This window comes from Acidovorax delafieldii 2AN (assembly GCF_000175235.1).
In the GTDB taxonomy this organism is placed as follows: Bacteria; Pseudomonadota; Gammaproteobacteria; order Burkholderiales; family Burkholderiaceae_C; genus Acidovorax; species Acidovorax delafieldii_B.
Genome location: NZ_ACQT01000050.1, coordinates 1 through 21085, shown reverse-complemented (window position 1 = coordinate 21085; position 21085 = coordinate 1). Strand labels below are relative to the sequence as shown.

Sequence of the window (21085 nt, the reverse complement as noted above, 5' to 3'; positions counted from 1 at the left end):
CCAGGCCATTGCGCGCGGCGATGTGGCCGCGCTGGGCGACTGGGCCCCGGCCCAGGTGATCGACGCGCTTCAAAAGCTGTGCCACGACTTGCTCGCCGCCCGCGTGGGCGCGGCACCGCGCTACTTCGCGATGGCCGATCTGCCCAAGCCACCCCCGCTGGGGGCGCTCACTCGTTGGTCGCGGGCTCTGGTGAAGGAGGCACGCACGGCCGATCACCCGTTCAACGCAGGGCTCATGCTCGAGGCGCTTGTGGCGCAGGCGCGAAACACCCTACACTCAAGGCACTGAAGTCGCACCGATCACCATGAGCAGTCCATCCACCGCGCCCCGTCCCAGCGTCATGCAGCTGGCCATCAAGGAAAAGGCGGCCCTCTATGCGGCCTACATTCCCTTTTTTGCCGAAGGGGGCATTTTTGTTCCCACCCCGCGTGACTACAAACTGGGCGACGATGTGTATGTGCTGCTGACCCTGCCCGACGACACGCAGCGCTATCCGGTGGCGGGGCGGGTGGCATGGGTCACTCCGCCACGTGCCGCAGGCAACCGTACGCAGGGCGTGGGCATTCAGTTCCCCAAGGACGAAAAATCGCGCCAGCTCAAGCTGAAAATCGAGGAGCTGCTGGGTACCGCCCTGGGGTCGGAGCGGCCCACGCAAACCATTTGATTGCGTGCCCCGAATCTCTGCCGACCCGCGCTGGCGGGTCGGCTTTTTTGTTTTGAAATCGCATGTTTACCGATTCGCACTGCCACCTCACGTTTCCGGAACTGGTCAGCCAGCTGCCCGCCATCCGCCAAGCCATGGCCGATGCACGGGTGGAGCGGGCCCTGTGCATCTGTACCACCATCGAAGAATTCGACGACGTGCACGGCCTTGCTCTCGCGCATGACAATTTCTGGAGCACCGTGGGGGTGCACCCCGACAACGAGGGGGTGACGGAGCCATCGGTGCAGGATCTGCTCGACCGCGCCGCGCTGCCCCGCGTGGTGGCCATCGGCGAGACCGGCCTCGACTACTACGGAATGGAAGACCGCAAGGGCGGGCGCAGCATTGCGGACCTGCAATGGCAGCGTGAGCGCTTTCGCACACACATCCGCGCGGCGCGGGCCTGCGCCAAGCCTCTGGTGATCCATACGCGCAGCGCCTCGGACGACACCCTGGCCATCCTGCGCGAAGAGGGCGAAGACGGTGCGGGCAACCGGGCGGGCGGCGTGTTCCACTGTTTCACCGAGTCGCTGCAGGTTGCGCGCGCAGCGCTGGACCTGGGTTACTACATCTCGTTCTCGGGCATCATCACCTTCAAGAGCGCGCAGGACCTGCGCGACGTCGTGGCCTTTGTCCCGCTGGACCGCATGCTCATCGAAACCGACAGCCCCTATCTGGCACCGGTGCCCTATCGCGGCAAGACGAACAACCCCGCGTACGTGCCCCTGGTCGCCCAGCAGATCGCGCAGACGCGCGGTATTGCGGTAGAGGCGGTGGCCGAAGCCACCAGCCGCAATTTCGAAGCGTTGTTCAAGGGAGTGCGGGCATGAACGCGCGGCGTCGCAGTCTGGTGGCCACGGTGCTGGGCACCATGGCCGTGTTCGCGGTGCCACTGGCGCGGGCGGGTTCGTACGATGATTTCTTCACCGCCATCCGCCGTGACGATGGCGCCGCCATCGCGGCATTGCTGCGGCGTGGTTTCGACCCGAACACGCGCGACCCCAAGGGCCAGGTGGGCCTGACGATCGCTTTGCAGCTGGAGGCGCGCAACGCTTTCGCGGCCCTCATGAACGCCCGGCAAACCCAGGTGGATGCGCGCAATGCACAGGACGAAACCCCCCTCATGATGGCTGCCATCAAGGGCAACATCGAGGCCGTCCGGGCGTTGATCGCGCGGGACGCCGATGTGAACAAGCCGGGTTGGACGCCCTTGCACTACGCCGCATCGGGCACGTCGCCGCAGCATGCGCGCATCATCGCGTTGCTGCTGGAAAACCACGCATACATCGATGCGGCGTCGCCCAATGGCTCGACCCCCCTCATGATGGCTGCGCAATATGGCACGCCCGAAGCGCTGCAGCTCTTGCTGGACGAGGGGGCCGACCCCACGCTGAAGAACCAGCTGGGCCTGACTGCGAGCGACTTCGCCTTGCGCGTAAGCCGCAAGGAGGCTGCGGAAAGCATTGCTGCCGCGATCCGCCGTCGGCAACCCAACCGCGGCAAGTGGTAGCTGGCTGAGCCATGTGCATCCAGCGCCTGGGGCGCTGGGGCGGCCGTGGTTTCTCGCATCGCGGCCGTGCAGCCGTCAGTTCGCTGCGGGACGGCTTTGCAGGCGTGCGTAGAGACCGCCGCTGGCCAGCAAGGCGCTGTGCGTGCCTTGCTCGGCGATGCGCCCGCGTTCCATCACCACCACACGGTCCGCGTGCTCGATGGTGGACAGGCGGTGCGCAATGACGAGGGTGGTGCGCCCGCGCATGAGGCGCTGCAGGGCGTCCTGCACCAGGCGCTCGGATTCGGTGTCCAGCGCCGAGGTGGCTTCGTCGAGGATGAGAATGGGCGCGTCCTTGTACAGGGCGCGTGCAATGGCCAGGCGCTGCCGCTGCCCGCCCGAAAGCTGGGTGGCGTTGTGTCCCACGACCGTATGGATGCCCTGCGGGAGCGCGGCCACATGCTCGGCCAGATTGGCGGCTGCGAGGCAGTCGTGCACCCGTTGTTCGTCCACGTTGCGGCCCAGTGCAACGTTCGCGGCAATGGTGTCGTTGAACATCACGACATCCTGGCTGACCATGGCAAATTGCGAGCGCAGGGCATCGAGCCGCCACCCGGCCAGCGGGTGCCCGTCCAGCAGCACCTGGCCCGATGAGGGGGTTACGAAACGGGGCAGCAGGTTCACCAGCGTGGTCTTGCCAGCCCCCGAAGGCCCTACCAACGCCACGATTTCACCTGGCTGCACGGTGAGGCTCACACGGTCGAGTGCGGGCGCCTGCTCGGTACCGAAAGCCACCGTCACCTCCTGCAAGGTGATGGCGCCCTGGGCGCGTTCCACGCTGTAGTGGCCGCCGGTTTCGGCCCCCGCATCGGTCAGCAGTGCCAAGCCGCGTTCAAGCGCTGCCACGCCCCGGGTGATCGGATTGGCCACATCCGCAAGCCGGCGGATGGGGGCGATCAGCATGAGCATGGCAGTGATGAACGAAACGAAACCGCCCACGGTGACGTCCCGGGCGGTGACCGCGCCCCGGCTTTGCCACAGTGCAATGCAGATCACCGCCGACAGTGCGGCTGCAGCAAGCAGCTGCGTAAGGGGTGTCATGGCGGATGAGGCAATGGTCGACTTGATCGCCAGTCGTCGCAGGCTTTGGCTCAGGCTGCCGAAGCGCTCGGCCTGGCGGGGCTGGGCACCATGCAGGCGCACCATGCGGTGTGCCAGAACGTTCTCTTCCACCACATAGGCCAGTTCGTCGGTTGCCTGCTGGCTGCTCTTGGTGAGGCTGTACAGGCGGCGCGAGAGCGTTTTCATTATCCATGCGACGCCGGGTACCACTACGGCCACAATCAAGGTGAGCTGCCAGTTCAGGAACAGCAGATAGCCCAACAAGGCAACAAGCGTGAAGCCGTCGCGCGACAAGCCGAGCAGTGCCTGCACGAGCAGGGTTGCACCCGTCTGTACTTCGTACACCACCGTGTTGGACAAGGCGCTGGCCGACTGGCGGCTGAACAGCGCCATTTCCGCCGCCAGCACACGGTCGAACAAGGCCTGGCGCAGCGCCAGCATGCCGTCATTGGCAATGCGGGCCAGCGCGTACTGGGCGACAAACTGCGCAATGCCCCGCACCAGAAAAACCCCGAGGATGGCCAGCGGCACCATCCACAGGGCTAGCGTTCCCTGCGTAAAGCCACGATCGAGAAGGGGTTGCAGCAGGGCCGGAATGAGCGGCTCGGTAACGGCGCCCACCAGCGTCGCAACGATGGCCACGCCCCAAGCCAGGCGATGGTGCCCAAAATACACCGAAAGCCGTGCCAGTCGGGTCCGCAGCGTCGTGGTGGGGAGGGCCGTGGTGGGGGCTTGCGAAGCGCGGGATTCAGTGGGTTGCATGTGGGAGCGGATTCTACTTTTCGCCGCACACGCTGCGCACAGTTTGTCACAGGGGTACACTTATGCTGTGTAACATTCGTGCCTGTCCACCGGCTTTCGCTCGGTTTCCGCTGGCTGCCAATGACCACTGCTTCTATTCCCTCCTCCTCACTCGCCGCGGCTGTGCCGCAACCCCTGCGCCGCCATCTTCTGGCCGCACTGATTTCCACTCCGGCACTGCCCGCCTTGGCGCAATTTCGCGTCGAGGTGACGGGTGTCGGGTTGACCCAACTGCCCATCGCCATCGCCCCCTTTCGGGGTGAGGCGCAGTCTCCGCAAAAGATCGCTGGCATTGTTCAGGCGGACCTTGAACGTAGCGGGCAGTTCCGTGCCGTGGATGCAGCGGGTTCAACGCTCGATGAAACCTCGCGTCCCGACGTGGCGCTGTGGCGCCAAAAAGGAGCTGATTCGCTGGCCACGGGCAGTGTCACGCGGCTGGCTGACGGCCGCTTCGATGTGCGCTTTCGGCTGTGGGACGTGGTGCGGGGCCAGGACCTTGGCGGTCAGAGCTTTGTGGTCACGCAAGGCGATTTGCGCCTGGTGGCCCATCGCATCGCTGATTACATCTACGAAAAGCTCACGGGTGAGCGCGGGGTTTTCTCAACCCGCATCGTGTACGTGACCAAGTCGGGCACCCGCTACAGCCTGTGGGTGGCCGATGCCGATGGCGAGAACGCGCAGTCGGCGCTCTCCAGCCCCGAGCCCATCATTTCGCCAGCGTGGTCGCCCAATGGTGGGCAGATTGCCTATGTGTCGTTCGAATCACGCAAACCCGTGGTGTACGTGCATGACGTAGCTTCGGGCAGGCGCCGGCTCATCGCGAATTTCCGTGGCTCCAACAGTGCGCCTGCGTGGGCCCCTGACGGCCGCACCCTTGCGGTCACCTTGAGCCGCGACGGCGCCTCGCAGCTCTACACCATCGATGCCAACGGCGGGGAGCCTCGCCGCCTGATGCAAAGCGCAGGTATCGATACCGAACCTGTGTTTTCTGGCGATGGCCGCAGCATCTATTTCGTGAGCGACCGGGGCGGTGCGCCGCAAATCTACAAGGTGCCCGCTTCGGGCGGCAACGCCGAGCGCGTCACCTTCTCTGGCACCTACAACATCTCGCCCAGCATCAGCCCCGACGGTCGTTGGCTGGCTTACATCTCGCGTATCGGCGGAGCCTTCAAACTGCATGTGATGGACCTGTCTTCGGGCGCTGTCTCTGCTATCACCGACACGAGTTCCGACGAAAACCCCAGCTTCGCTCCGAACAGCCGCCTGATTGTCTATGCGACACAGCAGCAAGGCCGGGAAGCGCTCATGACCACCACCCTCGACGGCAAGATCAAGGCCCGTCTGGCGGGGCAGGGTGGAGACATACGGGAACCCGACTGGGGCCCGTTTCAGAAACAGTGAATCTTTGCTCAACTTTGTTTATCAAGCCTTCAGGAGAATTTTGGATGTTCAAACGCGTTTCCCTTGCCATCACCGTCGCGGCCCTTATGGCAGGCTGCAGTTCTGGCGTGAAGCTGGATGATGTTCCGGTTGAAGACAAATCCGCCATTCCGACCGCCGGTGCCAATGGTGCCAACTCTGGCAATGCTGGCTCGAATGGGGTGGCTGGTGTCAACCTGGGCCAATCTGCGCGCGACGGCGCTGGTCCTGTGGGAGTGAGCCGCTTGGTCTATTTTGACTACGACAGTTACGTCATCAAGCCCGAGTTCCAATCGCTGATCGAGGCCCATGCGCGCTTCATCAAATCCAGCAGCAACCGCAAGGTTGTGGTGGAAGGCCATACCGACGAGCGCGGTGGCCGTGAATACAACCTGGCGCTGGGCCAAAAGCGGGCCGAAGCCGTTCGCCGTTCGCTCGGACTGCTGGGCGTTCCTGACAGTCAAGTCGAGGCCGTGAGCTTCGGCAAGGAAAAGCTGGCCGTGCAGGGCACCGGTGAAGATGTGCACGCGCAAAACCGCCGTGCTGAACTGTCCTACCGCTGATGCGCTCAGCTACGTTTCCAATGCACTCGAGGGCGCTGGCAGCACTGATGCTGTCGTGCACCTTTGCGTCCACCGGTCACGCTGCCCTTTTCGAGGATGACGAGGCGCGCCGCGCAATCATCGAGTTGCGGCAGCGGGTGGATGCGCTGCAGCAGGCTAACCAGCGCTCCAGTGACGACCTGCGCAAATCCGGGGACGACAACTCGCAGTTGAGGAGAGGGCTGCTTGATCTGCAGACGCAGATCGAGGCGCTTCGCGTCGAGCAATCGAAGTTGCGGGGGCAGAATGAGCAGCTCCTGCGCGACGTGGCTGATCTGCAGCGTCGCCAGAAGGACATTGCCCAGGGGGTGGACGAGCGCCTGCGCCAGTTTGAGCCTGTGAAGGTAACAGTGGACGGCCTCGAGTTTCAGGCCGATGCCGCAGAAAAGCGCGACTTCGAGGCGGCGCTGGCCATCTTCCGTTCCGGCAAGTTCGCCGAGGCCAACGCCGCGTTTGCTGGCTTCGTCCGGCAATATCCCCGTAGCGGTTATGTGCCCTCTGCGCGCTTCTGGTTGGGCAATGCCCAGTACGCGGCGCGTGAATACAAGGAAGCCATTGGCAATTTCAAATTGTTGTTGTCAGAGGCGCCCAACCATGCCCGCGCTCCCGAGGCGGCGTTGTCGATTGCCAATTGCCAGATCGAGCTGAAGGAGACGCGCACGGCGCGCAAGACCCTGGAAGATCTGTTGCGGGCCTACCCACAGTCCGAGGCCGCCGTGGCTGCAAAAGAGCGGCTTTTCCGACTGAAATGATGGCTGTCAGCATGCCTGCTGCCGCCATGCCGGCGCAGGGCGAAGCCGCGGATGAGGCGGACCTGCAGCGCCGCTTTGGCGGGCTGGAGCGTCTGTACGGTGTTGCGGGTGCCGTCCGTATCCGCCAGGCCCATGTGGCTGTGGTGGGTATCGGCGGGGTCGGGTCGTGGGCCGCAGAGGCTCTTGCGCGCAGTGGGGTTGGGAAGATCACCTTGATCGATCTCGACAACGTGGCCGAGTCCAACATCAATCGCCAGATTCACGCGCTTGGTACGACCATCGGTCAGGCCAAAGTGCTGGCAATGCAAGAGCGCATCATGCTCATCAACCCGTATTGCCAGGTGGTATGCATTGAAGATTTTGTAGAGCCTGAGAACTGGCCCGGCCTGCTCCCGCCGGGTGTTGATGCAGTCATTGATGCATGCGACCAGATCAAGGCCAAGACCGCAATGGCTGTGTGGGCCCGCGAGAACGGGGTGCTGTTGGTGAGCGCAGGGGCAGCAGGGGGCAAGCGGCACGCGCACAAGGTTGACATCGACGATCTCAGTGTCGTCACCCATGATCCTTTGCTCGCGCAATTGCGGTACCGCCTGCGCAAGCACCACCATGCGCCCCGCGAAGGGCGCAAGATCGGCGTCGTCTGCGTGTTCAGCCGCGAAGCCGTTGCTGCGCCGGATGCCTCCTGTGCGGTGCAAGGCGACGGCACCTTGAATTGCCACGGATACGGCTCTACGGTGGCCGTTACCGCCACCTTTGGCCAGTGCGCGGCCGGGTGGGTGCTTGATCAGCTGGCCTTGCGGCCCCGCTTGGCGGGCAAAAACACGCTATAATTCTAGGCTTTGCAGCAAGCGCAAAACTGCTTCTTTCTGCAAGGGGGACGTTAGCTCAGTTGGTAGAGCAGCGGACTTTTAATCCGTTGGTCACAAGTTCGAATCTTGTACGTCCTACCAGAGATATCAAGGGCTTAGCCGTCAAGGCTAGGCCCTTTTCTCATTGAGTGCTTGCAAACTAAAATAGCCTGGCCCCAAGGGGTTGCCATGGCTCTGGGATGCGCATCCTCGCGCCAGTACGTTGCGCTGCGGCTTCAGGCGCTAACTCCTCTAATGCGCTAATCCATGGTCGCTACCGTCATCCTTGGCATGCTCTGCGTGCACCTGCTGCTCTTTAGTGGGATGTTTCTGCTGTTCAGCACCAAGCTGCATGGCAAGAAAATGGGCTTGGACGTCTTTGCCATCGGCAACCTTTTGCTGGGGTTGGCTTACCTGATGCAGCTGGTTGGCGGCCCTTCTGGGTGGGGCGTGATGAGTGTCGTCAATCACACCCTCACGCTCTGCGCTCCTGTGGCTTATGTGCTGGGGGCCATGCGGTTCTTTAATCGCCCCGTTCCCGTATGGCGCCCGCTGTCCGCACTGGCCGGTATCTATACGGCAGCGCAAGTACTGGTGCAGTCGACGCTCGGCTCGGAGGCCCGTTATGCATTGTTGGCGGGCTGCTGCGCTTTGCTCTTTCTGGCCATGACGGTGACGTTGCTCTATGGCACCCGCACTTTCGCCAAGGATCTGCGTACCGAGGTGGTTGTTTTTGCCGTTCTGATTGGCGGTATCTGTGCACTGAATGCTGCGAAGTTTGTGGCGATTCTCTCTGGGGGATTGCAGGCACTTGATATGAACAGCCGCTTCCAGATGGTCTTCTACATCTATATGTCGTTCCTGGGGACAGTGCTTCCCCCATCCGCTGTTTGGCTGGTTTTGAGTCGCCTCACCGATGATCTGCGCGGCATGGCGGCGCGCGACCCGCTCACAGGGCTGCTGAATCGGCGTGGCTTGATGGATGGCCTGGATGCGTATTTTCGCGCCCGGCCAGCCGCGTCAGCGCATCTGCTGATCGTGGATATCGATCACTTCAAGAGCATCAACGATACCTGGGGCCACAAAGTGGGCGATCTGGTCTTGTGCCGCGTTGCCGAAGTTCTCAGAAGCACCGCCCGCCGTGGCGATCTCACATGCAGACTTGGCGGTGAGGAGTTCGTCGTCGTCGCCTTCGATACAGACAGCATCGGCGCCACGCAGTTGGCAGAGCGCATGCGCGAGGCGATTGAAGACCGCCAGATGCAAGATAGCGGCCTGACAGAGCCGGTTCGATGTACCGCAACCATCGGTGTTTCCGAGGGGTTCGCTTCCGCTGCAGCTTTTGACGAGACCCTGCATCAGGCAGATGCCGCGCTGTACCGAGGCAAGATGTCCGGTCGCAATTGCGTCGAGATGGTGCGCGCACGGGAAACACAGCCGGCTGCATCGCTCAGCCTAGGATAGAGGGTCGTAGTGGCAACACTGCCTTGCAGTATCGGTCCTGGCATCTGATCACTGCGGCCCCGAGCAGATAGTTGACGCTGTGGGCACGCGGTGACGCGCCAGATCGGTACGAAAGCCACAGCCTGCACAGATGCGCGCACTGCCACAGCCGCGTTGGCTTCTTGTTACGTCAACTGTCCGATCAGCTGGCGCCCCAGGCCGGTAACGCTGAGCACTTCTGCAGCCCGCGACGTGGCAGCGGCGGCCGAAATCTTGGCTTCGATATAACCGCGTGACCACAACCACTGGACCAGCACGAGGTGGAAGGGGTGTGTTACCCGCACGGCACGCCTGGTGCGCTCCAGCGCCAGGGCCAGTTGTCTGAGATAAGCAATCGGCATGGCAGTCCCCTGATTGACAGGCCTTTCGATTGCATCTCAGCCACTGATGGCGTAGGTTTCCAAATGTTGCCATCCGTTAACTTGGGCAGTGCTTGTAGTCAATGACCATGGTTTGCGTTGGGGCGCCACACCAATCGTTAACGTTTCAACACAATTGGGCGCGGCAACTCGGGGCCCGGATCTGCTGGGGAGGGCGATACCCCAAGGGAAGCATTTGGGCCGGCAGAAAGTCAGAGCTGCGTCGCGCGCGTGGGTCAGCGCCTTGTCGTTGCAGATTTCGGTGCAATCGGCTCGATGCCTGGCGGGGGGCAAATGCATGGCCACATGCCAAGCCAGCGTGCCGACCTGGGCTGCCCGACAATCACGGCATGACCACTTCCCCCACCATGCTGCGCCTGATGGGCCTGGCTGCCTTTTCCAGCATGGCGTCCATGCGCGTGTGCGATCCCATGCTGGTGGCGTTGGCGCAAGAATTCCACGTCACCACAGGCGATGCCTCGGCCGTGATTGCGGCATTTGCCGTGTCTTATGGCGTTTTGCAGTTGATTTACGGCCCCTTGGGCGATCGCTTTGGAAAGGTGCGGGTAATCATTGGTGCCACTTCGGCCTGCGCGTTCTTCAGTGCGGCCACGGCGATGGCACCGGGCCTGGCAGTGCTGGTGGCCTCGCGTGCGGGCATGGGTGCGGCCGCTGCCGGCATCATTCCTCTCGCGATGGCCTGGATTGGCGATCAGGTTCCCTATGCACAGCGCCAGGAAACCCTGGCCCGCCTCATGGGTGCCACCGTGACCGGCATGATGATGGGCCAATGGTTTGGTGGCGTAGCGAGCGAAACCCTGGGCTGGCGCGCGGCGTTTGCGGTGCTGTCGGCCCTGTTTCTGGTGGCCGCCGTGCTGCTGGTGCGCCAGATGCGCGTGAGTACGATCGTGCCAGCGCAAGCTGGATGCAGCACAGGTCCTGCGGCGGCATTTTCGCTGGCAGCCTACCTCTCGGCCACACGCGATCTGCTGCGCATACCCCGCGTGCGCTGGGTGCTGGCGGTGGTAGCAGTGGAAGGTGCGCTTGCTTTCGGCACCGTGGCGTTCGTGCCGGCGCGCATGGTGAATGGATTTGGCTTGTCGGCCTCGGCGGCAGGTGGGGTGATGGTTCTGTACGGTGTGGGCGGACTGCTCTACAGCTTGTTCGCCCGCCGCTGGCTGGCCCTGCTGGGTGAGCGCGGACTGGCTCTGGCGGGGGGCACTTTGATTGCCGTGGGGCTGTTGCTGCTGGCGTGGGCCCCAGTGGCCGCGTGGGCGATTGCGGGCTGTTTTCTGGCAGGGCTGGGTTTTTACATGCTGCACAACACGCTGCAGACGCACGCGACCCAGATGGCGCCCCAGGCGCGAGGCACGGCCGTGACGCTGTTCGCCTGTCTTTTGTTTCTGGGGCAGTCTGTCGGCGTCATGCTGATGGCCGCCAGCGTGGACCGTGGCTGGCTGGCGCCCGTGTTCACTGCCGCCGCAGCAGGCGTGCTCGTTCTGGGAGCCCTCGTTGCGCGCAGCTTGCGGCCGCATCTACATGGGTGAATGTTTGGGGCCGGCGTTCATGGGGAACCCACTTTGGTGGGCGGCGCGCTGGCGCCCTTGGGGTGCAAGGATGAGTGGCAATGCGTCACTTGGCGGTCGATAGCGGAGAAATGGCATTCCCGAATGCCAGAGCCCCGACGCTGACCCCCAAGACCCCAAGACCCCAAGACCCCAAGACCCGCACCACGCACCACGCACCACGCACCACGCACCACGCACCACGCGGGCGTGCGGAGGCCTGACCGGCACAAGATGCGGGCGATCCGCTGGAGTGCGCCTAATAACCGGATTGTCTTATTACTTTATTTTTCGATATTTTGATTGTTTATATTTTCTGGTTACAGTTTCGTATCGCTTCACTTCTTGCGCTGCGGCGGCCTTCGGGGGCTGTGCAGCGCAATTTCATTTCATGATCGACTTACGGGGTATCACCCAGATTTATCCGGGCCCACAGGGTCCGGTCGAGGCCCTGCGCGGCATCGACCTGCACATTACGCCGGGCGAAGTGTTCGGCATCATTGGCCGCAGCGGCGCGGGCAAGAGCTCGCTGGTTCGGGTCATCAACCTGCTGAACCGGCCCACCCGAGGCGAAGTCTTCGTCGCGGGGCGGGATCTCACGCTGCTGAACGACGCCGATCTGCGTGCCGCCCGCCGTGACATCGGCATGGTGTTCCAGCACTTCAACCTTTTGTCCTCGCGCACGGTGTTCGACAATGCCGCGCTGCCGCTGGAGCTGGCGGGCATGGACAAGGCGGCTATCCGCGGGCGCGTCAACCCGCTGCTGGAACTGGTGGGCCTCTCGGCGCTGGCCGACCGTTACCCCGCGCAGATTTCGGGCGGGCAAAAGCAGCGCGTGGGCATTGCGCGCGCGCTGGCCAGCCGCCCCAAGGTGCTGCTGAGCGACGAGGCAACGTCCGCGCTCGACCCCGAAACCACCCGTTCCATCCTGGCGCTGCTGCGCCAAGTGAACAAGGAACTGGGCCTCACGGTGGTGCTGATCACGCACCAGATGCAGGTCATCAAGCAGGTGGCCGACCGGGTGGCCGTCATCGACGCCGGGCGCATCGTGGAACAAGGCCCGGTGATCGACGTGTTCACGCGCCCGCAGCAGCCCATCACCAAGAGCCTGATCGATGAGATCGTGCCGCAGGAGCTGCCCGCCAGCGTGCTCGACCATGTACGCCACCTGTCGGGCCAGCTGCAGGGCGGCGTGGGGCAGTTGCTGCGCCTGTCGTACTCGGGCGAGCGCGCCTACCAGCCCATTCTCTCGCGCCTGATCCGCGAGCACGGGCTGGACCTTTCCATCCTGCACGGCCAGATCGACGAGATCCAGGACCAGACCTTCGGCTCGCTGGCCGTGTATGCCAGCGGCGACGGTGCCCGGCTGCAGAACGCCATCGCGCAGCTGCGTGGCGAGGGCGTGGTGGTGGAAGAAGTGACAACGGAAGGCTGAGCGATGTTCGAGAATTTTTCAGAAATGATGCTGGAGCTGTTTGCCACCTCGCTGTGGGAAACCATCGTGATGGTGGGCATCTCGGGCGTGGTGGGCGGCCTGATCGGCGTTCCGCTCGGGGTGTTCCTGCGCCTGACGGACCGCGGCGGCGTGCTTGAAAACGGCCCGCTCAACAAGACCGTCGGCTGGATCGTGAACGCCGTGCGTTCCACGCCGTTCATCATCCTGCTGGTGGCCATCATTCCGTTCACGCGGCTGATCACGGGCTCGTCCATCGGCACGGCCGCCGCGGTGGTTCCGCTCACGTTGGCCGCCGCGCCCTTCATCGCGCGCCTGGTGGAAACCGCGCTGCGCGAAGTGGACAACGGGTTGGTCGAGGCCGCGCAGTCGATGGGTGCAACCACCGGCCAGATCGTCTGGAAGGTGCTGTTGCCCGAGGCGCTGCCCGGCATCGTCGCCGGCCTGACCATCAGCTTCGTGAGCCTTACAGGCTATTCGGCCATGGCCGGCGCCATTGGCGGTGGGGGCCTGGGCGACCTGGGCATCCGCTACGGCTACCAGCGCTTTCTGCCCGACATCATGCTGGCCGTGGTGGTGGTGCTGATTTTCTTTGTGCAGGCCATCCAGAGCCTGGGCGACTGGGCGGTGCGCAAACTCAGTCACCGCTGAAATTTTTCGATATTTACTATTGAAACAATAGCTGCCAGCGCCCACGGGGTAAGCGCTGGCAGCTATTTTTGCTTCAAGGGTGCGCGCAAGCACAGTCGCCGGCCCGGCTGTTCGTTCGGCGTGCTCGCGGGCTTGCTTCTGGCAGATTGGGGCGGATCGGCGCAGGCCGAAGGCGGACCATGCCCCCAGCGTTCCGCGCGCAAGCCGCCATCCCTGTGCGAGGGCGTGCACTTTGCGCGCAACCCCGTGCGGCTGCGGCGCCGCATGCACTTTCGCAGCGTTGAAGCCGCACACTGCAGGGCGGGTTGTCCTCTCCGCGTGCCTGGGCCGCTGCGGCCGATGGGCTTGCGGGCTGGACATGCCAGGCGTGCCGGGCGCATCACGGAGATCGGCGCAACGCCGCAGGGGCGCAGGGCCAGGGTTATGCCGCTTCGCACTTGGGGTGTCCGCCGTTGCGGCATTCCTGCATGTCCACCGCCCCAGGGGCACGGCGCCATGGTGGCGCAGCGGGGCGCATAAGCCCCGATACTGTGCACTTCACGGATCGACCCACGGAGACAAAAGCACCATGACCCTGCCGCTGCACCCCCTCGACCAGACGCTTTTCATCCGCGCCCAGGCCTTGCTGGACGACGAATGGATCACCCACGACCCCGACCTGGCCCCGGTGCTGCCCACCGTGCTGGCCCGTAATGTGGGGCAGGACTGGCACAAGGCCGGCACCTTCCGCCACCACCTGGTGGGCGTGGCGCGCTCGCTCACGCTGTGGCAGCAGCCCAGGGATGTGCGCCTGCTGGGGTTGCTGCACAGCGTGTACGGCAATTCCTTCGTTGACCTGGTGAAGTTCGACCCGGCCAGCGAGCGCGCCCGCCTGCGGGAACTGGTGGGCGCGCCGGCCGAGCACCTCGTGTACCTGTTCTGCACCCAATCGCGCACCCAGTTCGTGCAGCGGGTGCTGGGCGGCGGGCTGGCGGCTGATGGCAGCCTGGCGCTCGACAAGGACGGGCAGCGCCACGTGCTCACGCCCGACGAGGTGGCGGCCTTCATCGTCGTGAGCATGGCCGACACCATCGAGCAGTGGTTCAGCTGGCAGGACGACATCTATTCGCGTTTTCCGCACGTGCAGCACCGCCCGCAAGGGGTGCACTGGGCCGCGTCGCTGTGGCCAGGGCCCATGCGGCCCACGGGGCGCATGCTGCACCAGATCGCGGGGCTGGGGCAGGCGCTGCAGCACTCGGGCCTGAAGGGGCTGCTGCCTGTGCCGCCGGTGTTTGCCAATTGCACGCAGCACCTGTCGGTGGCGGCCGAGGCGGCGGCCACGTCGCTGTATTGGTCGGTGATCCAGCAAGACCAGCCGCTGGTGGATCTGGACGTGGCAACCGCCGTGCTGGAGCAGGCGGTGCGCCACAACCCCTGGGTGGGCGAGCCGCAGATGGTGCTGGCGCAGCTGTATCTGTCGGCCGGCCGGGGCGACGATGCCCGGCATGCTGCCCAGAGTGCGCTGCAGTGCTTCAGTGCCTGGGGCAATTCGTGGGACAAGCGGGTGCAGTGGGACGCATGGGTGGCGTGGACGCGCATCCTGCTGCAATCCGCCAGTGAGGGCGAGTGGCCTGAGCGGCTGGACAAACTCAACAACGTAGCGCTGAAGGTCTGAGAGCGGCCCCAGCGCCGGCCTGCAAACCTTGGCTTGAGCGCAGTTTCTTTGCTTTGTGGTGACAAAGCGATTTATGGGTAAGCGTTTGCAGCTATTAATACAGTAGCATTCCAGAGAGTTGGTGGAGCGCATCCGCGCCACGTGACTCAGCGGGCTCAGGCCCTGCCGGCAGGGCCAGGCCGGACCTGTTCCGGCTTGACCCGTGCGGCCGGAGCGCGGAAGATGAAGCGGTGTTTCGCACCGAAGACAGGGGGGCTACCATGGACAAGCCAATCTGGGTCGTAGTGGCCAACAGTTCGATGGCCCGTGTGCTGGAGTTCAACCCGGACAAGCCCGAGCGCTGGACGGAAAAGGAGTGCTTGACGCATCCGCAAAGCCGGCAGCAGGGCGTTGGCGCTGGACATGAGCCCGGGGGGCACTCGATTGCCGGGCGCAGCGGTCTGGCGCCGCGCACCGATCCACGCGAACATGAGCGTCACGAATTCGCGCGGCAGGTGGCCCACACGGTCAAAGCGTTAGTGAGCGCCGGCCAGATCGGTAGCCTGGTGGTGTTTGCCACCAATCCGTTTTTGGGGCAGTTGCTCGGGCAACTGGAGGACGCGACCACCAAGCGGGTCTCGGCCAGCCACCCGCTGGACCTGACGGGGCTGCCACTGCCGGATCTGGCCCGGCGCCTGCACGCGGAATTCGGGCTTTGAAGCGGCGGCGATGCCCGGCAAGAGCTTGCGCATGCGTGCCATGGTTCTGGATCAGCCCGGCCAACCCCTGCGGCTGACCGAGCTGCCGCAACCGGTCCCTCGTGCGGGGCAGTTGCTCCTGGCGGTGGAGGCCTGCGGCGTGTGCCGCACCGATCTGCATTTGCTGGATGGCGAGTTGCCCGAGCCAATGCTGCCTGTGGTTCCGGGCCATGAGATTGTGGCCCGGGTCGCAGGTCTGGGGCCCGATGCGCAGGGCGACTGGCACCTGGGCCAGCGGGTGGGCGTGCCCTGGTTGGGCTGGACTTGCGGGCAGTGCCGTTTTTGCACCAGCGGGCGCGAGAACCTGTGCGAGCAGGCCCGCTTCACGGGCTACCAGTTGAACGGTGGTTACGCCGAGTACACGCTGGCCGACGCGCGCTACTGCCTGCCGTTGTCCGATGGGCCGGCGGCCGAGCATCTGGCACCGCTGCTGTGTGCCGGCCTCATTGGCTACCGCGCGTTGCGCATGGCTGGCGATCCACGCCGACTTGGTGTCTACGGCTTTGGCGCTGCGGCGCACCTCATCACGCAGCTGGCGCGTGCGCAGGGCCGCGAAGTCTTTGCCTTCACCCGCCCCGGCGATGGCGCCAGCCAGAAGTTTGCCCGCAGTCTGGGCGCGAACTGGGCGGCTGGAACCGACCAGGTTCCGCCGCAACCGCTGGATGCGGCCCTGATCTTTGCGCCCGCAGGCTCTCTGGTGCCCATCGCCCTGCGGCACCTGGACAAAGGTGGCTGCGTGGTCTGCGCCGGCATCCACATGAGCGACATTCCCGGCTTTCCCTACGCCTGGCTGTGGGGTGAGCGCAGTATCCGCTCGGTGGCCAATCTCACGCGCAGCGACGGCCTTGCGTTTTTCGAGGCACTGCGGCAAACGCCACTGCGCACCGATGTCAAGGTGTTCGCGCTGGAGGAGGCGAACGACGCTCTCGAGCAATTGCGCCAGGGGACGCTGCAGGGCGCTGCCGTTCTGCGCATGGCCTGAGACGGCGTGAACGAACCCACCATGTCCGCCCGTGCCGCAAAAACGCACCCTGCAGCGCACGCAGATGCTCGCCATTGCGCGCGCTATGGCTGTGCTTTGCGCCGTGCGGGGCATGTTGAGCCGGGCCGCTCGGACACGCCGGATGCATTCACACCTTCTGATCGGCCGCTTAGCGCAAGTTTCCACAGGAAGCACCGATGACATTGCCGCTGGAACAACTGGTGCACATTCCCGTCGGACAGGCGCGTATCGAGGGGGGCTGGTGCTACCGGCGGAGCCCCTCGGGGTGGTGCTGTTTGCCCATGGCAGCCGCCGCCACAGCCCGCGCAACAACTTCGTGGCCGAGGTGCTGCACGCGCGCGGCGTGGGCACCTTGTTGCTTGAGCTGCTTACGCCCGGGAAAAGCCAAGAATATCGTACCCGCTTCGATATCCCTTTGCCGACGCAGCGACTGCGCGCGGCAACGTGCTGGCTTGGCCAGCACCGGCGCGGCCGCCGCCGGGCCGGGCCAAGACATCTGGGCCGTGGTGTCGTGCGGAGGACGCCCCGACCTGGCCAGCGCTGAGGTGCTCGCACGTGTGCCTTGCCCGACCTTGCTGCTGGTGGGCAGCCGAGATGAAGAGGTGCTGGAACTCAATCGGCAGGCCGCATCCCATATGCGCTGTCCACACTGCCCGAGTGCGGCTTCGGGCGCCACTCATTTGTTCGACGAGCCGGGGACCTTGGAAGCCGTGGCCCGGCAGGCCGCCGACTGGTTCGAACAATATCTGAAGCCTGCAGTGCCCCACTGCAGCGGGCCGGTGCTGGGCCGCGCGGATATTCCATCACGCATCACGCATCACGCATCACGCATCACACGCCGCAGGCTTGCGCCGTGCGGCTTCGGCCAGGGGCTGCAAATCCGCTTCGGTGAGCGTTTCCTGCGCCAGCAGCTTGTCTGCGCCTTCTTGCAGCAGTGCGCGCCGTTCCGTCAGCAACACGTTGGCCTGGGCAAAGGCTTCGTCCACCAGTGTCCGCACGGCCATGTCGATGCGGTGGGACGTGTCATCCGACAGGCCGCGCTCCAGTGGCATGCCTTCGGGCAGGTTGAGAAAGCGCGGCTGTTGGCGCTCGTAGACCACTTGGCCGACCTCTTGCGACATGCCGTAGCGCGCCACCATGTCGTGCGCGATGTCCGTGGCTTTGACCAGATCGTCGGCCGCTCCCGTGGAGACCTCGCCCATCACCATTACCTCGGCCGCGCGCCCGGCCAGCAGCACGGCGAGGCGGTTGCGCAGGTCGCTCTCGCTGGCCAGGTACCGGTCCTCGCTCGGCCGCTGCAAGGTGTAGCCAAGCGCGCCGATGCCGCGCGGGATGATGGAGATCTTGTGTACAGGATCGCAGCCCGGCAGTGTCATCGCCACCAGCGCATGGCCCATCTCGTGGACGGCCACGGTGCGCCGCTCTTTTTCACCGAGCACGCGCTGGTGGCGCTCCAGCCCGGCGACGATGCGCTCCACTGCGGCGGTGAAGTCCGCCATCACGACGGCATCGGCGCCGCGCCGCGTGGCCAGCAGTGCCGCTTCGTTGACCAGGTTGGCCAGATCGGCGCCAGCGAAACCCGGCGTCAGTGCCGCCACCGCATCGGGGTCGACATCGCTGCCCAACTGCACTTTCTTGAGGTGCACGCGCAGCACATCTGCGCGGCCTTTGCGATCAGGCCGGTCCACCAGCACCTGGCGGTCGAAGCGGCCGGCACGCAGCAGGGCAGGGTCAAGGATTTCGGGGCGGTTGGTGGCGGCCAGGATCACCACGCCCGCGCTGGTATCGAAGCCGTCCATTTCGGCCAGCAGCTGGTTCAGCGTCTGCTCCTTTTCGTCGTGGCCGCCCGAGAGCGGGCCCACGCCGCGCGCGCGGCCCAGGGCGTCGAGCTCGTCGATGAAAATGATGCAGGGTGCGGAGGCGCGGGCCTGTTCGAACAGGTCGCGCACGCGCGCCGCACCAACGCCTACGAACATCTCGACGAACTCGGAACCTGTGATGCTGAAGAAGGGCACGCCAGCCTCGCCGGCCATGGCGCGCGCCAGCAGGGTCTTGCCGGTGCCCGGCGGCCCCACCAACAAGATGCCCTTGGGCATGTGCGCGCCCAGCCGTCCATAGTCCTTGGGGTTGCGGAGGAAATCCACCGATTCGCGCAGCTCAGCCTTGGCCTCATCCACGCCCGCCACGTCGTCGAAGCTGACCTTGACGTCGGTTTCCGAATGCAGCTTGGCGCGGCTTTTGCCGACGGACAGCAGTCCGCCCATGCCACCTTGCGAGGCAATGCGCCGGCCGATGAAGCTCCAGAGGGCCAGCAGTAGCAGCCCCGGAACCACCCACGACAGCAGCTCACTCAACAGCTTGTTTGCGACCACGCCTTCGAAACGCACGTCGTAGCCAGCCAGTTCCGCCGCCAGGGCGGGTTCGACGCGCGTCGTGACGATGCGCGTGCGGCCATCGGGCAGCGGTGTCTTGAGCTGGCCCTCGATGAACTGGCTGCTGATCGACAGGGACTGCAACTGGCCGGCCTTCAGGTGCTGCAGGAACTCGCTGTAGGGAATGGGCTGCACCTGGTTGGAGGTGACCCAGAGATCGCGCAGCCAAAACAGTGCTGTCAGCGCGAGTATCACCAGCCACAGCTTGTTGGGATTCCACTGCCAGGGCGACTGGGGCGATGCGGGCGGTGAATCGGGGCGAGGTTGCGGCATACGGGGCTTTCTCTTGGACCGAAATCGGGGAAGGCCGCCTGCGGGCGTGCCCTGCCGAAGTTGCCAGAATGGCAGAAAACACGAGGCCTGCCTACCGGCTTGTGCGCCTTGCTGTAAAGACAGGGCATGGCTCCCGACGCAGACCGGGCCACAGCTGCGCTTGGCCCACATTGCCCGGGCCGCCATCGAGAAGCTGCATCCGATGGTTCGTCTGCAGTGCTTTCACGGCGAGCCGCGCATGCGTGCGTGCAGCAGGCGCCGAACAACCCCGAATGCTGTTTCGAGATACTGACCATTCACCTCGATCCTGTGGTGCGCAACGCCGCCGGGCGATGAGCCTCTTGGCAGGTTGACAAACCGGCCCTGCAACGGCGGGCTGCGATTTATTATTCAATTTTTGAGCTATGAAAATAGAAAAACAGTTGTTTGAGTTCTATAAGGTCAGACCTAAGATGCGAAACATCTCTTAACGAAAGGTGTTTCCGTGAACAAGCGCTCGCTGCTGCAATCCGCCCTCGCTCTCGCCCTGGCCGCCGGCTTCGCCACTGGCGCGCTGGCGCAGGACAAGCCCCTCAAGATCGGTGTCACGGCGGGCCCGCACGCGCAGATCTTCGACCAGGTCAAGAAAGTGGCCGAGAAAGACGGCCTGAAGATCCAGGTGATCGAATTCAGCGACTACGTGCAGCCCAACGCCGCCCTGGCCGCAGGCGATCTGGACGCCAATGCCTACCAGCACCAGCCCTATCTGGATGCCCAGGTGAAGGACCGGGGCTACAAGATCGTTTCGGTGGGCAACACCGTCAACTTCCCCATGGGCCTGTATTCCAAGAAGGTCAAGAGCCTGAACGAGCTGAAAGAAGGCGCGCGCTTTGGCTTGCCCAACGACCCCACCAATGGCGGCCGTGCGCTGCTGCTGCTGCAGGACAAGGGCCTCGTCAAGCTGAAGGAGGGCGCCGGCCTCAAGGCCACGCCGCTGGATGTGGTGAGCAACCCCCGCAAGCTGAAGTTTGTCGAACTGGACGCGGCGCAGCTGCCGCGTTCGCTGGATGATCTGGACGCCTCGGCCGTCAACACCAACTTCGCCATTTCCGCGGGCCTGAACCCTGTGAAGGACGCCATCGCGCTGGAAAACGCCAAGGGCCCTTACGTCAACGTGATCGCCGTGCGCGAGGCCGACAAGAACAAGCCCTGGGTCGCCAAGCTGCTCAAGGCCTACCACTCGGAAGAAATCCGCAAGTTCATCGACGCGGAGTTCAAGGGCTCGGTGCTGCCTGGCTTCTGAAACTTGCTACGGTAACAATAGCTGCGAGCGCTTGCTGCACAAGCGCCCGCAGCTTTTTTTTGCCCTGACGGGCGCCAAAGCGGCGCCGTTGGAGGCGTGGCGCCTGGGGGCCAGTGGCGCGTTCGTGCGGATGGCCGCGCTTGCGACCGCACTGCAGTTGCCGGCGAGGCGGCGCACGCCGGAAGGAAGAACCAGGCGGCGGTCAGGAGAGGGCCTGCACTTTGCCTGCGCACACTTTGCCTGCACACACTTTGCATTCCCGCACCTTGCGTCCCACCGTGCATCCCACTTCGCGCTGCGCGTCCTGATCTCGCATAGCACTGCGCTTAGGGACTGACTTATTTGCTCTCCAAAAGATATCTACTCCTGCTTGCTGTAAAGGCCCTACAGCTTGATCGAAGCAAAAACGAGGCCGGCGCGCTTGCCGCCTCCTGCG

At 64.4% G+C, this 21085-nt stretch carries 18 protein-coding genes, 1 tRNA gene and 2 pseudogenes; 18 read left to right on the top strand and 3 right to left on the bottom strand.

Annotation, left to right across the window (positions count from 1 at the left end; all coding sequences use genetic code 11):
* The 4 genes and pseudogenes from ACDELDRAFT_RS09135 to ACDELDRAFT_RS09120 form a co-directional block, all read left to right on the top strand.
* Window positions 1-289: pseudogene (locus ACDELDRAFT_RS09135) on the top strand (DNA polymerase III subunit delta'); the annotation flags it as partial.
* Window positions 290-305: 16 nt separating this feature from the next.
* Complete coding sequence (locus tag ACDELDRAFT_RS09130) at window positions 306-665, top strand: PilZ domain-containing protein (protein ID WP_040328619.1); 360 nt, start codon at window positions 306-308, stop codon at window positions 663-665.
* Between the two features lie 62 nt (window positions 666-727).
* Window positions 728-1534 (top strand): TatD family hydrolase, encoded by an 807-nt coding sequence (locus tag ACDELDRAFT_RS09125; RefSeq protein WP_005795795.1) that lies wholly within the window; start codon window positions 728-730, stop codon window positions 1532-1534.
* The gene (locus ACDELDRAFT_RS09120) at window positions 1531-2214 is read left to right on the top strand and encodes an ankyrin repeat domain-containing protein (RefSeq protein WP_005795793.1); all 684 of its coding nucleotides are present in this window, start codon (window positions 1531-1533) and stop codon (window positions 2212-2214) included. Before ACDELDRAFT_RS09125 ends, ACDELDRAFT_RS09120 begins: the two co-directional genes overlap by 4 nt.
* 75 nt (window positions 2215-2289) lie before the next feature.
* Here the strand turns inward: ACDELDRAFT_RS09120 and msbA are convergent, their stop codons facing one another.
* On the bottom strand, window positions 2290-4077 hold the full coding sequence (gene msbA / locus ACDELDRAFT_RS09115) for a lipid A export permease/ATP-binding protein MsbA (RefSeq protein WP_005795791.1): 1788 nt from the start codon (window positions 4075-4077) through the stop codon (window positions 2290-2292).
* 120 nt (window positions 4078-4197) lie between these two features.
* On the opposite strand from msbA, the gene tolB reads away from it, so the two are divergent.
* From tolB to ACDELDRAFT_RS09085, 6 genes are all read left to right on the top strand, one after another.
* Entirely contained in the window at window positions 4198-5517 is a 1320-nt protein-coding gene (gene tolB, locus ACDELDRAFT_RS09110; protein ID WP_005795789.1) for a Tol-Pal system beta propeller repeat protein TolB, read from the top strand.
* A 44-nt stretch (window positions 5518-5561) separates the two neighbouring features.
* The gene (locus tag ACDELDRAFT_RS09105; RefSeq protein ID WP_005795787.1) at window positions 5562-6098 is read left to right on the top strand and encodes an OmpA family protein; all 537 of its coding nucleotides are present in this window, start codon (window positions 5562-5564) and stop codon (window positions 6096-6098) included.
* A gap of 20 nt (window positions 6099-6118) precedes the next feature.
* Window positions 6119-6889, top strand: a complete 771-nt coding sequence (gene ybgF, locus ACDELDRAFT_RS09100; protein WP_005795785.1) for a tol-pal system protein YbgF — start codon at window positions 6119-6121, stop codon at window positions 6887-6889.
* Complete coding sequence (locus ACDELDRAFT_RS09095; protein ID WP_005795784.1) at window positions 6886-7719, top strand: tRNA threonylcarbamoyladenosine dehydratase; 834 nt, start codon at window positions 6886-6888, stop codon at window positions 7717-7719. The genes ybgF and ACDELDRAFT_RS09095 overlap by 4 nt, the downstream gene beginning before the upstream one ends.
* A 44-nt stretch (window positions 7720-7763) precedes the next feature.
* Window positions 7764-7839, top strand: a tRNA-Lys gene (locus ACDELDRAFT_RS09090).
* Window positions 7840-8004: 165 nt separating this feature from the next.
* Complete coding sequence (locus ACDELDRAFT_RS09085; RefSeq protein ID WP_005795782.1) at window positions 8005-9201, top strand: GGDEF domain-containing protein; 1197 nt, start codon at window positions 8005-8007, stop codon at window positions 9199-9201.
* Window positions 9202-9365: 164 nt separating this feature from the next.
* Here ACDELDRAFT_RS09085 and ACDELDRAFT_RS09080 read toward each other — a convergent pair whose 3' ends face one another.
* Window positions 9366-9581, bottom strand: coding sequence for a hypothetical protein (locus tag ACDELDRAFT_RS09080; protein WP_005795780.1), 216 nt, complete (start codon window positions 9579-9581; stop codon window positions 9366-9368).
* 368 nt (window positions 9582-9949) lie between these two features.
* On the opposite strand from ACDELDRAFT_RS09080, the gene ACDELDRAFT_RS09075 reads away from it, so the two are divergent.
* From ACDELDRAFT_RS09075 to ACDELDRAFT_RS25625, 7 genes and pseudogenes are all read left to right on the top strand, one after another.
* Window positions 9950-11146, top strand: coding sequence for an MFS transporter (locus ACDELDRAFT_RS09075; protein ID WP_005795778.1), 1197 nt, complete (start codon window positions 9950-9952; stop codon window positions 11144-11146).
* Window positions 11147-11555: 409 nt separating this feature from the next.
* Complete coding sequence (locus ACDELDRAFT_RS09070; RefSeq protein WP_005795776.1) at window positions 11556-12599, top strand: methionine ABC transporter ATP-binding protein; 1044 nt, start codon at window positions 11556-11558, stop codon at window positions 12597-12599.
* Between the two features lie 3 nt (window positions 12600-12602).
* Entirely contained in the window at window positions 12603-13268 is a 666-nt protein-coding gene (locus tag ACDELDRAFT_RS09065; RefSeq protein ID WP_005795773.1) for a methionine ABC transporter permease, read from the top strand.
* A 568-nt stretch (window positions 13269-13836) separates the two neighbouring features.
* Complete coding sequence (locus ACDELDRAFT_RS09060) at window positions 13837-14922, top strand: DUF6817 domain-containing protein (RefSeq protein WP_005795770.1); 1086 nt, start codon at window positions 13837-13839, stop codon at window positions 14920-14922.
* Window positions 14923-15182: 260 nt separating this feature from the next.
* Complete coding sequence (locus ACDELDRAFT_RS09055; protein WP_005795767.1) at window positions 15183-15620, top strand: host attachment protein; 438 nt, start codon at window positions 15183-15185, stop codon at window positions 15618-15620.
* A gap of 31 nt (window positions 15621-15651) precedes the next feature.
* The gene (locus ACDELDRAFT_RS09050; protein ID WP_040328620.1) at window positions 15652-16641 is read left to right on the top strand and encodes a zinc-dependent alcohol dehydrogenase family protein; all 990 of its coding nucleotides are present in this window, start codon (window positions 15652-15654) and stop codon (window positions 16639-16641) included.
* A gap of 197 nt (window positions 16642-16838) precedes the next feature.
* Window positions 16839-17438, top strand: a pseudogene (locus tag ACDELDRAFT_RS25625) (dienelactone hydrolase family protein); the annotation flags it as partial.
* A 48-nt stretch (window positions 17439-17486) separates the two neighbouring features.
* On the opposite strand, the gene ftsH reads toward ACDELDRAFT_RS25625, so the two are convergent.
* On the bottom strand, window positions 17487-19367 hold the full coding sequence (gene ftsH, locus ACDELDRAFT_RS09045) for an ATP-dependent zinc metalloprotease FtsH (RefSeq protein WP_005795763.1): 1881 nt from the start codon (window positions 19365-19367) through the stop codon (window positions 17487-17489).
* Window positions 19368-19851: 484 nt separating this feature from the next.
* On the opposite strand from ftsH, the gene ACDELDRAFT_RS09040 reads away from it, so the two are divergent.
* Window positions 19852-20649 carry a MetQ/NlpA family ABC transporter substrate-binding protein gene (locus ACDELDRAFT_RS09040; RefSeq protein WP_005795761.1) on the top strand — a complete coding sequence of 266 codons (798 nt, stop codon included), beginning with the start codon at window positions 19852-19854 and terminating at the stop codon, window positions 20647-20649.
* Window positions 20650-21085 lie beyond the last annotated feature (436 nt).

What these genes read in the sequence shown, in the direction of transcription:
- ACDELDRAFT_RS09055 (WP_005795767.1), top strand. Translation starts at nt 15,183, where the DNA reads ATGGACAAGCCAATCTGGGTCGTAGTGGCCAACAGTTCGATGGCCCGT.
- ACDELDRAFT_RS09070 (WP_005795776.1), top strand. Translation starts at nt 11,556, where the DNA reads ATGATCGACTTACGGGGTATCACCCAGATTTATCCGGGCCCACAGGGT.
- ACDELDRAFT_RS09130 (WP_040328619.1), top strand. Translation starts at nt 306, where the DNA reads ATGAGCAGTCCATCCACCGCGCCCCGTCCCAGCGTCATGCAGCTGGCC.
- ACDELDRAFT_RS09060 (WP_005795770.1), top strand. Translation starts at nt 13,837, where the DNA reads ATGACCCTGCCGCTGCACCCCCTCGACCAGACGCTTTTCATCCGCGCC.
- ybgF (WP_005795785.1), top strand. Translation starts at nt 6,119, where the DNA reads ATGCACTCGAGGGCGCTGGCAGCACTGATGCTGTCGTGCACCTTTGCG.
- ACDELDRAFT_RS09075 (WP_005795778.1), top strand. Translation starts at nt 9,950, where the DNA reads ATGACCACTTCCCCCACCATGCTGCGCCTGATGGGCCTGGCTGCCTTT.
- ACDELDRAFT_RS09080 (WP_005795780.1), bottom strand. Translation starts at nt 9,581, where the DNA reads ATGCCGATTGCTTATCTCAGACAACTGGCCCTGGCGCTGGAGCGCACC.
- tolB (WP_005795789.1), top strand. Translation starts at nt 4,198, where the DNA reads ATGACCACTGCTTCTATTCCCTCCTCCTCACTCGCCGCGGCTGTGCCG.
- ACDELDRAFT_RS09095 (WP_005795784.1), top strand. Translation starts at nt 6,886, where the DNA reads ATGATGGCTGTCAGCATGCCTGCTGCCGCCATGCCGGCGCAGGGCGAA.
- ACDELDRAFT_RS09120 (WP_005795793.1), top strand. Translation starts at nt 1,531, where the DNA reads ATGAACGCGCGGCGTCGCAGTCTGGTGGCCACGGTGCTGGGCACCATG.
- ACDELDRAFT_RS09085 (WP_005795782.1), top strand. Translation starts at nt 8,005, where the DNA reads ATGGTCGCTACCGTCATCCTTGGCATGCTCTGCGTGCACCTGCTGCTC.
- ACDELDRAFT_RS09105 (WP_005795787.1), top strand. Translation starts at nt 5,562, where the DNA reads ATGTTCAAACGCGTTTCCCTTGCCATCACCGTCGCGGCCCTTATGGCA.
- msbA (WP_005795791.1), bottom strand. Translation starts at nt 4,077, where the DNA reads ATGCAACCCACTGAATCCCGCGCTTCGCAAGCCCCCACCACGGCCCTC.
- ACDELDRAFT_RS09125 (WP_005795795.1), top strand. Translation starts at nt 728, where the DNA reads ATGTTTACCGATTCGCACTGCCACCTCACGTTTCCGGAACTGGTCAGC.
- ACDELDRAFT_RS09065 (WP_005795773.1), top strand. Translation starts at nt 12,603, where the DNA reads ATGTTCGAGAATTTTTCAGAAATGATGCTGGAGCTGTTTGCCACCTCG.
- ftsH (WP_005795763.1), bottom strand. Translation starts at nt 19,367, where the DNA reads ATGCCGCAACCTCGCCCCGATTCACCGCCCGCATCGCCCCAGTCGCCC.
- ACDELDRAFT_RS09050 (WP_040328620.1), top strand. Translation starts at nt 15,652, where the DNA reads ATGCGTGCCATGGTTCTGGATCAGCCCGGCCAACCCCTGCGGCTGACC.